This is a genomic window from Wolbachia endosymbiont of Pentidionis agamae (assembly GCF_036711655.1).
Lineage (GTDB): Bacteria > Pseudomonadota > Alphaproteobacteria > Rickettsiales > Anaplasmataceae > JAZHPY01.
In genome coordinates this window covers 1-13,134 of record NZ_JAZHPY010000017.1, presented here as the reverse complement: position 1 = coordinate 13,134, position 13,134 = coordinate 1, and the positions used below count along the sequence as shown (strand labels likewise).

Below are 13,134 nucleotides of genomic sequence, written 5' to 3'. Positions count from 1 at the left end.
TCCATACTATAATGATAGATGTACATAATTTACTATTTGATTTTAATAGGCATTACCCTGATATAGATGTAGATGTAAATTTATTATCCTCCTTTCCTAATAGGGATGGCAGTTACACGGATGACTGTAAAAATAATATTATGCTAAAAGGTAATAAAAAATATGAACCATTACTGAAAGGAATAGGGGAGTTTATAGACGAAATATGGGAGTTAAAAAGAAAGGGAGGATTAAATCGCATTAGAGGATGGTGGTATTTTGGTCTTCATTCTTTGTGGTATAAATTTTATGACTTTGTCTTTAATAAGTACATGCCAAATTCAATAGGTGAATGCAGCATTATAGATAAAAGGATTAGAGAATGTTTATGCAAGATACAGCATTCAATAGCAACAGGAAATGAAGGAATGATGCTTGAATACATGGAAGATGTGGCAGAGAGAATGAAGTACGAAGAAAACAGTGATGTGTATGAGCTATATAAGATAGTTCGTGGCAAGAGATGGAGAGATTATTCCCGTAAAGATGAATTGTCATCTACAAGCAAGGATGATACCTTAGAGGAGTTTGCAAATGCAACTAATCAAAGGATAAAAGAGTTTGATACAATACAAGAACAAGGCAGGAGAGTAAAAGCAGAGCAAGGAAGAGAAGAAGAAAGAAAAGGAAGGCTCAAAGTAGAGGCAAGAGCTAAAAGATTAGAAGAAAAAATGAGAAGTCTTGGTATAGATCCAGATTCTGATCTTGAAGATGTAAGAGTTGAACCAGGAGTAAATCAAGGAGCAAGCATGGGTAGAACCTGATGAAAAATTTAGACGAGTGGCGAGAGAATGTAGTTGAATTTTTATCGACCAGGAAAAAATATCGAGTGTTTGGCAAAGAGTTTGGTCCGAGATTACTTGATGATAGAATAAAAGAAGGTAAAAACTATACAAAAGATAATTAAGAGCAGGTTGTACTGATAATATAAGCATAAAATTGATATCCCTATTAGCAGCGGTACTAACGCTTTTTGGCTTGCTTTTTTCATTTCTGCTTTGAAGTACTAGGCAAAAATTGTGATACATCTATTGAACTTAATGCGCTTGCCGGTAATTCTCCATTTTGAAACCTTTCTATCAAACTCGCTAATGTCTCTGCTCTTACCTCTGCACCCTCTCTACCTCTTCTTTCTTCCTCTGTCTTTGCATTTGCTTCCTCGAGCTGCTCATTACCTTGCTCATGAATTTTCTTATTTTTACCACCAAGTATTAAGATGGTTTCACCTAATTCTCCAATTTCCTTTTTATTCTTACGTATTTCTTCTGCATGCTTTTTATCCTCAATCAAGCTACGTATATATTCCTCTCTACTTTTTCTAATTCCTTGTGCAAATTCAAAAAATGTCTTTGCTTTTCCACTAAATAACTTATCTCTCTTTTCACTTTCTTTAATAACTTGCTGAAATTTTTCAATTAACTTAGTTGCAAGCTTTATATTTTTCCACTCTTTTTCTGGTACTTCTTCAAAAAACTTCCCAAGTTTTTCAGATTTTTTTGCTATTTTTCGAACAAAATTTAAAATTACCTGTCCTTCTTTATTTATCTTTTCCTTTTCTTTTTCTAACTCTTCATTTAACATTTGATTTGTTCCTGAAGCAAAAGATTTTTTTAAAATATCTTTTATTTTATCTATAGCTTTGTTTACATCATCAATCTCCTTACTGCTTATTTCAAGATCACCTCGCTTCTTAAGTTCTAAATGTATTTTATAACCAGTTAACGCTACCCCAACACCGAGCACACCTATTACTATAGGAATGACAAGAGGTGCTACAATAATTGCACCAGCACCTCCAGCCGCAGCAGCAAAACCTTCAATTACAGTAGCACCAGCTATCATCTCAAGTATTTGTAGCACCAGCTATTACCTCAGCTTCAGCAGCGCCACCACCAGCACATCCCCATTTAGTTCTCAATTTCTTAACTTCTTCTTTCTTGAAAACTTCACTTAGGAAAGATCCTTTATCTTTTTCCTTACTCCTTTTTATCTTTATGCTAGATTTATCTTCTTTACAAGATATTTCTTCCTTACAGCTTTGCAGCATTGAACTTACCTTGCTAAAAGCTGTATCTGAAGGAAGTAACTCACCTAATTCTTTTAAATCAAAAATATTATATGTATCTAAAACTCTTTCCCCTTGTATGTCACCAACCTCTGCTGTAATAAAGTCTATCATTTTTAATTCGCTTTGTTCTTCAAATCTTGCTCTAATTTTTGGCATTGAACTATACAGCCGTGAAATTTCTGTAAAAACCGGTTTTGTTAATAACTCATTACCTAATTTTTCACGAATAAAATTTGATCCATCTATAGTTAGGTCAATATCTGCACCATTGAAAATTAAAAGCATGGCAAGATCTTTTTTATCCTGCTTAATAGCTTCAATTAGCATGTCATCTAATATATCACACTGTGCTTTAATTACATCAGATGGATTTATTGTATCTATTATGAATGCTAGTCCTACATTATATTCTTTTTGTTCTATTGCTCTAATAGCAAGACGCTTGATAAAATCTCTACTAGGAATATCATCTTCAACATCTTGAATTTTAGTTTCTTCAAATATCCTTTTCTTTACTTCTTCTACAATACTTTTTTCTAATACTAACAGATGTCCTGTTTCTCCACATTTTGAAATATGATCATCCAACTTTCGTAAAAGTATCTCAATAAAACTTTTAAAATGTAATGGGCTATCTCTTTTTTCATGCCAAACTGGATAGGCATTCATGCGTGCATTTTTTAATATTTCTTCTGCCTGTGTAGAGCTTAAACAATGTTTGATTTCTTCAACTACTACTTTGCTAAATATAAGCTTGTGACTTCTGAAGTCACTATGAGATAGTGCTTGTTTTATTGCAGAGATAAATTTCTCAGGATCAAGTATCTTATCGTTCAGCGCAGTAACTTTTTCCTCTAGCAATTTTACAATACCTGGAGAACATTCGAACTTTTCATGTTTATCCCACTCCTTAAGCTTATTATGAAAAATCATGTGTAGAATGTTTTTTATGAACCAATTATTTAGTTCAGCCTTAATAAGACTTGAAGTAGGATTTTTTTCTTGAGGACATAATATATTTTTCACACTCTCATCTATGGTTACTTTTGCATGTAGCCCTTCATACCAATTATCAAGAAAAGTACGGTCTTTAATATTTTCTAAAAATGAGTTATACTTATTAATCTTATCTTCATAATCTTTTCCCTCATCAGTTGCAATCTTTTTTTCTTTCTCAATTGTCTTCTGTGCTTCTTCTAAATTTAAAGTCTTACCTTCTGGCATTATCTTTTCATCTACAACATCTATTACTCTACTCGCAAGATCATCATAGATCGTAAGGATTGTCTCATTATTTATAGTACATAAATCTGTTATATCTGTTTTACATACCTATTTTATAATATTTCCTCCGTTATTATTTTCCTCCCCTTGGAAAAACCTATGATCAGCAATATGCTTAGATGTTTGCTTTGTACCCAGTGCTAATATTTTACTTTCTAAAGTCTGTTTGATTTCTTTATATCATCCTGATTAAGATCTTCACTTGCGTCATTTGGGCCAAAAGGTTTACTTACATCATCTATTAGTAAAGAATCATTTTCTTTTCGAAAAATTTCTTCACATCTTTCTAGGTACTGCTTTTTTAATTCATACTCACCATGTAATTTTATGTTCATAATATTGATTTTTGTAACCATAAAATTTGCATGGTACTTAATAAGCCCTACGGGATTTTTGAGAAGCACCTGCATTAGACATGCATTTTCAGTTTCTATAAACTTTTTTATCTCTTCCTTGAATGTTTCGTTTTTAAAAAAACTTGGCATATACCTCCAACCTATTTACACAAAGTTAACAACCTATGTTAAAGTATAGCTCGTTGGATAGCAGCATGCAAGACTCTTATTCCATTTTAAGCACTTATTTGCCTAACAGGCTTATCTTCTTTCTCTAGTAAGATTTAAAAAGCTCCACTGCCCACTCCAAGCAAGCTCATCTTCGTGCCTTTTTATGGCTGGCTATTTCCTTCTCACTATAAAAACCTCCAAGGTCAACACTGTATATAAACTCAGCACCATTCTTTGAACGCAGTAGTTCCCTCGAAATCACCCTTTTGAACTCCAAATTATTTTTTGCAATGTTGTCCATGCTGTAAAGCGTGCGAGGGTATAATAAAGGTTATAAAGCTTTATGGATAGCAAGAAGTATGAGAATATTAAGAGATCTATATACTAACAAGCCTCACGTTAGATTTTTTATCACTAAACGTGTTGGTGGAGCAGTTGTCAATTCATATTATTTTTAGCAGATTATAACTTTTAGTTTAGTATGGTTGTGCTAGAGTTCTAATCCTAACTATCGTTACTCTGATACAGATAGAAGTGGATTTTATGGTTGCTATACATAAGGTAATTTGTATAGATGTGTTGGATATAGTTGTATGGCAGGAAATAAAGAGTTTGTTAAAAGAACCAGATAGGGTTGCAAATGGATATCAGCGCAGACTTTTGGGTGATAAAGATTCCTTACTATGTTAAATAATAGTTATGCCAAGGAGTACATAACTCAGGAAGAATTTGAACCGAGAGTGAAAACAATGAGACAGCATTTGAAAGAAATTGAAGAACAAAAAGAAAAAACGCTTAATCAAAAAAATACATTATGAGTCTTATCACAAATGTTTTACAAAACCTTTATGATAACCTCTATATAATTTTCCGCATAAGAGAACTTACTAATCAAAATAGGTATAACAGTGGTATGTATTATTTATCATGGATATTAATTTAGTAGTTAAAAATTGGTATAAGTGGCTAAAGTTTGAAAGGCTATATTCTATTAATACTTTAGAGTCTTACATGAGAGATTTAAATAGTTTAATAAGTTTCTTAATTTTACATATTAACAAAGAAGTTACAGTGGAAGTCTTACATAATTTAACTCTGCCTGAGATAAGAAGTTGGCTTAGTTTTCGCCATACAAAAGGTATGAGTGCTAGATCTAATTCCCGTGCGTTGTCAGTGGTAAGAAATTTTTTCCGATATTTAAGTAGCAACTATGGCATAGAAAATGAAGCAGTATTTTCTATTTCAAAACCAATACGAAGAAAGACATTACCTAAATCACTTCAAATATCTGATATTAAAACTTTAATAGTAGATAAAATAAAATTATTAAGTGAGGACGACACATGGATAATTAATAGAGACATTGCAATAATCATGCTTTTATACGGTGCGGGTTTAAGAATTAGCGAAGCACTAGATTTGAAACTTTGTGATGTAAATCATGCAAATCTTATTATAAAAGGTAAAGGAAATAAAGAAAGAGAAGTATTTATTTTGCCAGTAGTGAAAAATTCTATACACGAATATGTCAACTCCTGCCCCTATTTTGATGTTAAGAAAAAAGAGCAGTACTTATTTTTAGGAGTGAGAGGTAAAAAATTGATGAGAACATATTTTGCCAATCGTTTACAAAAAATAAGAGAAATATTTGATTTACCGAAAATTTTATCACCACATGCATTTCGTCACAGCTTTGCTACGCATTTACTGCGAAGAGGCGTTAATACAAAATCATTGCAACAATTACTTGGCCATTCAAGTTTGGGAACTACTCAAAATTATATACATTTAGATAATCAAGACATTCAAAATATGCACAAAAATCTTCAAAAAAGGATAAAAGAGTTATCACGTAAACAGAATTAGTGTAACTACTTAAAATAGATTTTTAGTTCATTATTGACAATATAAGAAAAAATACTTAAGATTAAGGTTAATCTATTTTCATAGAGTTCCTTTTTAAGCTTTAGCTTAGAGAAAAATGGGCCTGTAGCTCAGGTGGTTAGAGCGCACGTCTTATAAGCGTAAGGTCGGAAGTTCAAGTCTTCCCAGGCCCACATTTTAGTTAAAAGGAGATGAGAAGAAGTAGAGGTTGTAGAAGCATAAATAGAACAGCCAGATATTAGACTTGAAAAGTCGGGCTACAGTGCCTATCTATAAACCTATACACATATTATACGAGGTTCAATATGCATGCTGCACAAAAAACTGAAAATTTAAAATTTGATGCTGAAGTGGGTAAAGTATTAAATATAGTTATCCATTCGCTCTATACTAATAAAGATATTTTTTTACGTGAATTGATTTCAAATGCATCTGATGCATGTGATAAGTTGCGTTATGAATCTCAATTAAATCCTAACCTGCTTGATTCTAGTGATGAGTTAAATATCACTATTAATTTTGATAAAGATAAAAATGAACTATACATTGCAGATAATGGAATCGGCATGAACAGACAAGATTTGATAGAGAATCTTGGTACGATTGCAAGTTCTGGCACACAAAAATTTTTAGATGCTATTAAAAATAGTAAAGATTCAAATCAAGCTGTAGAGCTAATTGGCAAGTTTGGAGTTGGATTTTACTCAAGTTTTATGGTTGCATCAGAAGTTATAGTAGAGTCACGAAGGGCAGGGGAAGAAGAGTCATGGATGTGGAAGTCAAATGGGGATGGAGAGTATTCAATAAGTCAATTAGATGGAAAGATTTCTAGAGGTACGAAAATTACATTAATTATGCGTCCAGAAGAGAAAGAATTTTTGGAAAAATTCCGTATTGAAAATATCGTAACTACCTATTCTGACCATATAAACTTTCCAGTTTTATTTATAAATGAGAAAGGAGAGAGTGAAAAATTAAATAGCAAATCAGCAATTTGGACAAAACCAAAAAATGAAGTAACAGAGGAAGAACATAAGGATTTTTTTCGCAGTGTCGCACATGTTGGTGGCGATCCTTGGATGATATTGCATAATAGAAATGAAGGTGCAATTGAATATATAAATTTGCTTTACATTCCTTCCATTAAACCTTTTGACTTATTTCATCCAGATAGACGTTGCTCTGTTAAACTATATGTAAATAAAGTTTTTATTACAGAAGGTAACGTACAGATCATACCACAATATTTGCGTTTTTTAAGAGGTATTGTTGATTCACCAGATTTACCTTTAAATATTAGTAGAGAAACTCTGCAAAATAATCGTGTAGTTGAGCAGATTAAAAAATCTCTTACTAAGCGTGTAATATCTGAGCTTAGCAAAAAAGCTAAAGGGAATTTAGAGGAATATACAAAATTCTGGAATAATTTTGGTGCAGTTGTGAAAGAGGGCCTATGTGAAGCTATGTCAACCGATGAAAGAGAATCATTACTTTCTATCTGTAAATTTCACAGTACCAATGATGATAAATTAGTTAGTATTGATGACTATATAGGAAGAATGAAAGAAGGCCAGGAACATATTTATTATTTAACTGGTAATAACTTAGATTCAGTAAAAAATAGTCCACAACTTGAAGGATTTATGAGTAAAGGATTAGAAGTTCTCTTATTTATTGATCCAGTTGATGACTTTTGGACAAGTGTGATTGGTGAATATAAAAATTATAAAATTAAATCTGTTACCCGTGCAGATGTAGATTTAGAAAAATTTTCTTCGGAAGAAAATAAGGAAGATAAAGAAAATAATTCTAATGTTGAGGAGTCTAAAGAGAATGTAGATTCTATAATAGAATATTTTACTAAGGTACTTGGAAGCCTAGTAAAAAGTGTTAAAACCTCTAAAAAATTGACTGATAGTCCTGTGTGCTTAGCTGTTGATGAAGGTGCTATGGACCTCCGTATGGAACGTTTTTTACGTGAGCAAAAACAGCTTAATTATCGTACTCCTAAAGTGTTAGAGATTAACACTAAACATCCTATTGTAAAAAGTATAATGAAATCTTATGCTGAGAGTGGTGAAAGCAGTGAGCTGAGTGACATGGTGCATTTATTATTTTATCAAGCTTGTATCACGGAAGGTGAAGAAATAGAGGATATTAGTAACTTCTCTAAGAGATTAAATAATTTGCTTGCCAAAGTCGTCATTTAACGCTATACTTGATTAACTATTAAAGGTTAGGTAAGTTATGGTTGATGATGTTATTAATTATGCTGGTAGCGCTGAAGATTCTTGTAACTACTCTGATGATGAGTGCTTAAGTTCTTCATTTGTCAAAGTAAATGAAAATATCAGTTTTTCTGAGGTGTTAAAGATTTTAAACGATGGTATCAGTAAAGGAAAATGTGAAGAATTTGATAGTATTGTTAAGTCCGACAATGGTCATTATGATAAAATGTTTGTGTCTGATCTTAACGATAAGAATTTTAAGGCATTCTGTTTAGAGCAACTTAAGATAAAAGTAAACGAAGGCTATTTATATAATGAGCTATTAGAGTATAAGAGTGAGAGTGGTAGTGGCAACCATAATTATTCAGTAAGAGAATTGATTTTTTTAGTAATTGCTGCTGATGATAATTTATCATATAGATATAAGAATGAATTATTTGCAGATAATGATCTTTCACCAATAAAAGAGCGCGGTAGGTTTCTTATTTTAATCATTGGTGTATGTAATAAAGCTTATATTAATGCTTTGTTAGAAAAACTACAATCTTCCTCAAAACTTAATTCATCTTTTTATTATGATGATGTATTTTCTCTGCTTGAAGCAGCTTCAGTTACTAAAAATGTAGAATGCGAGAAAAAGTTAATTGAACTACTTAAGACTGCTCGACCTAATGTGTCTCAAGGTATTTCTTCAAACCCTCTGAGTTTTGCAATTAAGTATAGGAGTTTAAATACTGTACTTCTTCTTCTGCGGTATGGGTTTAATTCTGAAGTAAATGCTCTAGATAGTGACGGTAATGCGCCATTACATATAGCTATGGGACACTTAACCAAAATAACTACTGATGATGAAAGAATGAAGCTGTTGGATACATTACTTAAAAGTGGTGTAGATATTAATATTAGAGGTAAGCGTGGCAATACGCCACTCCATAATGCTGCTTATTTGCTGAGTTATGATACTGTACTCTTTCTTATTGAAAGAGGTGCCAATTTTAAAATTAAAAATGATGATGGTAAACTGCCTTTAGATTTAGCAGAAAGTAAGTTTAGTCACGATAGAACATCAAAAGAAAAAATAGTAAATTATCTTAGGGAATTAGATAAAAGTCATTCTCTTTTGCACTATTGGTCCAATAAGAGTGATCTTTATCATGCACTTGAATATAACCTTAAACAAGGAGTTGAGTCTATTAATGATAAAGATAGTAGTGATTGGACTCCTATAGGGCTTGCTATACGTGATGGCTGCATAAAAAATGTAGAACTTTTGCTTAAATATGACGCGAATGTTAATCTCATAACCCGCAATGGTTATACACATTTATACTGGGCTATGCAAAGGGCAGCTTCATGCAGATGTAATAAATCACAAGCGTTGAAAATTGTTAATTTGGTTCTTGAAAAAGTTCAATCGATTGATAAAGAAAGTTTTAAGGAAGCTATTGATTTAGGAAATTTTGAGATAGTGAAGATTTGTGTAAAAAAAGGTGCTGATCTTGATGAGAAAATTATGCAAAAGGTAATTAAATCTGCACAATCAAATGAAGTATCTAATTCAAATAATGACAGAAATTTAATAGCAAATTTCTTAATCGAGTGCTACAATAAAGATACTAATATGGAAAATAATAAATTAAGTAGTGAGGAGGGTAAAATGTTAAATGGAGTACATAAAAATGTTACGCACAGAAGTAAGGAATCTGATTTAAATCAGCAGAATCTGAAGGAAGAATTAGAGAAAAAAAATCAACGATTGCATAAGTTACAGGAGGAACACGATCAAGAAACTGATAACAAGAAAAAAGCAAAGGTCGCTGGTAACATCAGCAGCTTAAAGAATCAAATTAAAAATCTTAAAAAGAAAGTTAATGGATTACAGGGAACAGCTAAATCTTCTTTATCTGATTCTACAAGTACTATAAATAGAGATTATGCAAGTGAAAGTCCGAATAGTAGCAGTGGAAGAGGTAGTTCTTCTACAAGTTTAAGTTCTAAAAGTAATTCTAATAATAATTTATCAACTAAAAGTGAGGATGGTGAAATGAGTAAGAAAAAAAATCAAAATAAATATCAAGGTCAAGGTAAAGGAAAGAATTTACATAATTCACCTCTTCCTAAAAAACATCCTAACATAGATGAGACAAATTATACAGCAAGTCCTGATGCGTTAAGTAATAAAGACAAGAGAAAGGCTAGACAACAAAACACTAGTTGTGACACAAGTTTAAAATTCAATGGAACTGATGATGACGCGTCAAAAGCTAATTCATCATCTGGGTCAAGTATACCTCCACGGCTGGATAATAATTCTACATCTAATGATGAAACTTATGTTGTGATCAATAGTGTTAAATCAAGTAATAATAAGCTTCAATATAGTGAAGCAGTAAATGGTGATATGATTCTTCAAAGTGATGACGGTAATGAATCACATCTATATGGAGAATTTTCTAATAAAAATTCATTTGACACTGGAGTTACTTCGAGTGCTTCAAGCTATCATACAGCCACTTCTACAAATGGGTATGATGAATCAGAAATATGTGAAACTTTACGCTCATTAAGTATATCTGAGGAGACTGATGCCACTGTTATAGATGGTTCATCTAAAATTAACACTACTACAGTAACACAAGAAACACCTGGACAAGATAATAAAGATTATACAGCTGATGAGAGTAGTGCTATACCTTATATTATATCTGAAACACCTAACAATCCTAATAGTGCAACACCTGAACAAAGTAGTGCAAGTTGTACGACTGATAATGGTACTAACCCATCTCAGGAGACGATAGTAGATGTTAATTGTACTGCTGACAATGCAACAGTACCTAACAATCCTAATAATACAAATGGATCTGATGGAGAAGTAATAGCTATCAAAAAAGGTAAGTCCTCAGTTTCAAAGGGTATTGCTATTGCTGCTGGTATAGCATCAATACCTGCATTTGCTATTGCTGCATTAGCTTATTATTCTATTATTCCAGCTACTTTTGTCCCAGCTATTTTTACTCCAGTTGCTTTACCTGTTATAGGAACAGTACCTGCTATTATTCCTGTTGCTGCTGCTATAGGGGTTGCTTCTTTGATTATTGCTGTAGTTGCGACTATTGTACACTATTGCAGTAAACCTTCATCTGAAGTTGAAAAAACTGAAGTTCAAAATCAGTTTTCTGCTCAACGACAAACAGCGTAAGTTTTTGGCATAGACGCTAATTCAGTTTTGAAGTGTTCATTTTTAGGGTTTTGGCAAAGAGGGCAGGTGGGTTCCTGCCTTGCCATAAGTGTATAGAAAGCTTTATAGTTTCATGCCACTATTTTTACCTTGAATTTTATCGGTTAAAAATTTTCTCTATTTTCGGTAACTCTAGCATTTTGTTTATTTTTTTGTTGTTTTTTTCTTCTTTGAATATTTTGTTTTAATGCTTGCGCCAACCTCTTTTTCCTTTCTTCTTTATCTTTTTTCATGATAATATTAAAAAATGGCCGTTGTAGCTCAGGTGGTAGAGCACGTCATTGGTAATGACGAGGTCCCAGGTTCGAATCTTGGTGACGGCACATCTACTCATATGTATAAGAAAATTAACTAATAGTTAGTAATGTTATCCTTATAATTAGTAATATATTGTTTTAAAGGAGTCAATATGAGTAATGGGAATAAAACTCGTGCAAATGAAGTAAGGATAGGTCTGACTGCACTTGCATTAGCAATCAATCCAATATCTGGTGCTGTTGTAGGGACGTTGGCATTAACAGATTTCATATCAAATGGTAAGATTTCTGAAATAGGTAAAAATGTTTTGGATAAAGTTAGAGATACAGCAAGTAATGTATTTAAAAAAATAGGTTGGTCGGAAAATAAAGATTTAGAGAAAGAAAAGTTAGAAGACGAGAATAAGCAAGTGAATAAAGAAAATACAAGTGAACTAAGTACAAAATCCATAGAAAGCTCTCAAAGTATGGAAAAAAATTCTACGGAAGAAACAACTGCTATTGGTTACCACACTTCTAAGGTATTATCAGAAAGAGGAGTATCTGTAGAACAACAAGGAAGAAATTGTTAGGGGAATTAGTGCTATTTGATTTGCCAAATAAAGCGTCTTCAAGCTACATTAGATCCATTGCGTAGCGTATATTGAAGGTTGTTAATCTACTAAAGATAATATAGGAGGTATGATGGGGTTTGAAGTTCAATCTGATACTATGGCTAAAAATAAGTTTTGAAAAGGCTTATCATTATCATAGAAATACTTAATTTTTAAGTTGTAGGGCCACCAATTTCACTGCCTCCACATAACACTTATGCTCTTCAATTAGAATACGCTCTGAAAGAGTTTGGAGATTATCGCTTGGTAATACAGGTACAACAGCTTGTGTTATTATTTTTCCTGAGTCGACTTCTGGAGTAACATAATGTACTGTACAGCCTGCAAATTTTACACCTGCTTTTAGCGCTTGTTCTTGAGCATTCAAACCCTTAAAAGATGGTAGTAATGAGGGGTGAATGTTGATTACTCTATCATTCCATTTATTTAGAAAATCAGCTTTCAGGATCTTCATAAATCCAGCTAAACATACAAGATCAACTTTATATTGCATAAGAACTTCATCAATTTTACCGATATCAAGAGGCTTATCTTGCACAATAAAAGATGGAATATTTGCTTTTTTTGCAAGCTCTAGACCTGGAGCTTTATTATTATTTGTAATTACACATGAAACTTCTGCAGGAAATTCTTGGTGATCACAAGCTTTTATTAGGGCCTCCATATTGGATCCACTTCCAGAAATCAATACACCTAACTTAATTCTTTTCATGAAAATCTAATACTGAATGTTAAATAAGTCTAGCAAAAGGTATCGATATCCGCAACTTGTGTAATACTGATGCAATCGGTTTCACTGTTATTTTATACTAATTTAGTATACTGATAAATGAGAAAATAAAAAAATATGGATCACAAAGTACATTATGTTCGATTTGTAATCAGAATTATAATAGAACTGCTTGTAAATATTCATATAGTGGCGATTATTGCTTGTATAATTGGTTTTGTATCTAGCCTAATTACCACAGATAGTAGTTGGATATATATTGGTGCTAACGTATATATACTAA

Annotated in this window: 13 protein-coding genes and 2 tRNA genes; 10 read left to right on the top strand and 5 right to left on the bottom strand. The window is 32.2% G+C overall.

Translation table 11 applies throughout. The features are described 5' to 3' along the window. Both V6U76_RS01740 and V6U76_RS01735 read left to right on the top strand, forming a co-directional pair. Positions 1-803, top strand: an 803-nt coding sequence (locus V6U76_RS01740) for a hypothetical protein (RefSeq protein ID WP_333023301.1), incomplete at its 5' end; no start/stop codon positions are given. Further along, positions 803-946, top strand: coding sequence for a hypothetical protein (locus tag V6U76_RS01735; protein WP_333023300.1), 144 nt, complete (start codon positions 803-805; stop codon positions 944-946). The genes V6U76_RS01740 and V6U76_RS01735, both read left to right, overlap by 1 nt. A gap of 80 nt (positions 947-1,026) precedes the next feature. On the opposite strand, the gene V6U76_RS01730 is transcribed toward V6U76_RS01735, so the two are convergent. From V6U76_RS01730 to V6U76_RS01720, 3 genes are all read right to left on the bottom strand, one after another. Continuing rightward, positions 1,027-1,899 carry a hypothetical protein gene (locus tag V6U76_RS01730; RefSeq protein WP_333023299.1) on the bottom strand — a complete coding sequence of 291 codons (873 nt, stop codon included), beginning with the start codon at positions 1,897-1,899 and terminating at the stop codon, positions 1,027-1,029. Beyond that, entirely contained in the window at positions 1,883-3,331 is a 1,449-nt protein-coding gene (locus tag V6U76_RS01725) for a hypothetical protein (RefSeq protein ID WP_333023298.1), read from the bottom strand. The genes V6U76_RS01730 and V6U76_RS01725 overlap by 17 nt, the downstream gene beginning before the upstream one ends. Before the next feature lie 215 nt (positions 3,332-3,546). Further along, a complete protein-coding gene (locus tag V6U76_RS01720) occupies positions 3,547-3,876 on the bottom strand; it encodes a hypothetical protein (RefSeq protein ID WP_333023297.1) in 330 nt (109 codons plus the stop codon). Positions 3,877-4,440: 564 nt separating this feature from the next. Between V6U76_RS01720 and V6U76_RS01715 the strand changes: the two genes are divergently transcribed. The 6 genes from V6U76_RS01715 to V6U76_RS01690 all read left to right on the top strand — a co-directional run bounded on the left by V6U76_RS01715 (position 4,441) and on the right by V6U76_RS01690 (position 11,211). After that, positions 4,441-4,587 carry a hypothetical protein gene (locus V6U76_RS01715; RefSeq protein ID WP_333023296.1) on the top strand — a complete coding sequence of 49 codons (147 nt, stop codon included), beginning with the start codon at positions 4,441-4,443 and terminating at the stop codon, positions 4,585-4,587. Continuing rightward, positions 4,581-4,715, top strand: a complete 135-nt coding sequence (locus V6U76_RS01710) for a hypothetical protein (protein WP_333023295.1) — start codon at positions 4,581-4,583, stop codon at positions 4,713-4,715. The genes V6U76_RS01715 and V6U76_RS01710 overlap by 7 nt, the downstream gene beginning before the upstream one ends. A 109-nt stretch (positions 4,716-4,824) precedes the next feature. Beyond that, positions 4,825-5,763, top strand: a complete 939-nt coding sequence (locus V6U76_RS01705; protein ID WP_333023294.1) for a tyrosine-type recombinase/integrase — start codon at positions 4,825-4,827, stop codon at positions 5,761-5,763. Positions 5,764-5,880: 117 nt separating this feature from the next. Then, positions 5,881-5,954 (top strand) — tRNA-Ile (locus V6U76_RS01700). Positions 5,955-6,086: 132 nt separating this feature from the next. Further along, positions 6,087-7,991, top strand: coding sequence for a molecular chaperone HtpG (gene htpG / locus V6U76_RS01695; protein WP_333023293.1), 1,905 nt, complete (start codon positions 6,087-6,089; stop codon positions 7,989-7,991). A 37-nt stretch (positions 7,992-8,028) separates the two neighbouring features. Beyond that, a complete protein-coding gene (locus V6U76_RS01690; RefSeq protein ID WP_333023292.1) occupies positions 8,029-11,211 on the top strand; it encodes an ankyrin repeat domain-containing protein in 3,183 nt (1,060 codons plus the stop codon). A gap of 143 nt (positions 11,212-11,354) precedes the next feature. On the opposite strand, the gene V6U76_RS01685 is transcribed toward V6U76_RS01690, so the two are convergent. After that, positions 11,355-11,483, bottom strand: coding sequence for a hypothetical protein (locus V6U76_RS01685; protein ID WP_333023291.1), 129 nt, complete (start codon positions 11,481-11,483; stop codon positions 11,355-11,357). A 17-nt stretch (positions 11,484-11,500) separates the two neighbouring features. Here V6U76_RS01685 and V6U76_RS01680 point away from each other — a divergent pair. After that, positions 11,501-11,573, top strand: a tRNA-Thr gene (locus V6U76_RS01680). Between the two features lie 86 nt (positions 11,574-11,659). After that, positions 11,660-12,079, top strand: coding sequence for a hypothetical protein (locus V6U76_RS01675; RefSeq protein WP_333023290.1), 420 nt, complete (start codon positions 11,660-11,662; stop codon positions 12,077-12,079). 187 nt (positions 12,080-12,266) lie between these two features. Here the strand turns inward: V6U76_RS01675 and purN are convergent, their stop codons facing one another. Continuing rightward, entirely contained in the window at positions 12,267-12,833 is a 567-nt protein-coding gene (gene purN / locus V6U76_RS01670; protein WP_333023289.1) for a phosphoribosylglycinamide formyltransferase, read from the bottom strand. Positions 12,834-13,134 lie beyond the last annotated feature (301 nt).

Bases quoted from the DNA above. Each gene is read 5' to 3' on its own strand.
- V6U76_RS01735 (WP_333023300.1), top strand. From the start codon at position 803: ATGAAAAATTTAGACGAGTGGCGAGAGAATGTAGTTGAATTTTTATCG.
- V6U76_RS01725 (WP_333023298.1), bottom strand. From the start codon at position 3,331: ATGCCAGAAGGTAAGACTTTAAATTTAGAAGAAGCACAGAAGACAATT.
- V6U76_RS01720 (WP_333023297.1), bottom strand. From the start codon at position 3,876: ATGCCAAGTTTTTTTAAAAACGAAACATTCAAGGAAGAGATAAAAAAG.
- V6U76_RS01715 (WP_333023296.1), top strand. From the start codon at position 4,441: ATGGTTGCTATACATAAGGTAATTTGTATAGATGTGTTGGATATAGTT.
- V6U76_RS01710 (WP_333023295.1), top strand. From the start codon at position 4,581: ATGTTAAATAATAGTTATGCCAAGGAGTACATAACTCAGGAAGAATTT.
- V6U76_RS01705 (WP_333023294.1), top strand. From the start codon at position 4,825: ATGGATATTAATTTAGTAGTTAAAAATTGGTATAAGTGGCTAAAGTTT.
- htpG (WP_333023293.1), top strand. From the start codon at position 6,087: ATGCATGCTGCACAAAAAACTGAAAATTTAAAATTTGATGCTGAAGTG.
- V6U76_RS01690 (WP_333023292.1), top strand. From the start codon at position 8,029: ATGGTTGATGATGTTATTAATTATGCTGGTAGCGCTGAAGATTCTTGT.
- V6U76_RS01685 (WP_333023291.1), bottom strand. From the start codon at position 11,483: ATGAAAAAAGATAAAGAAGAAAGGAAAAAGAGGTTGGCGCAAGCATTA.
- V6U76_RS01675 (WP_333023290.1), top strand. From the start codon at position 11,660: ATGAGTAATGGGAATAAAACTCGTGCAAATGAAGTAAGGATAGGTCTG.
- purN (WP_333023289.1), bottom strand. From the start codon at position 12,833: ATGAAAAGAATTAAGTTAGGTGTATTGATTTCTGGAAGTGGATCCAAT.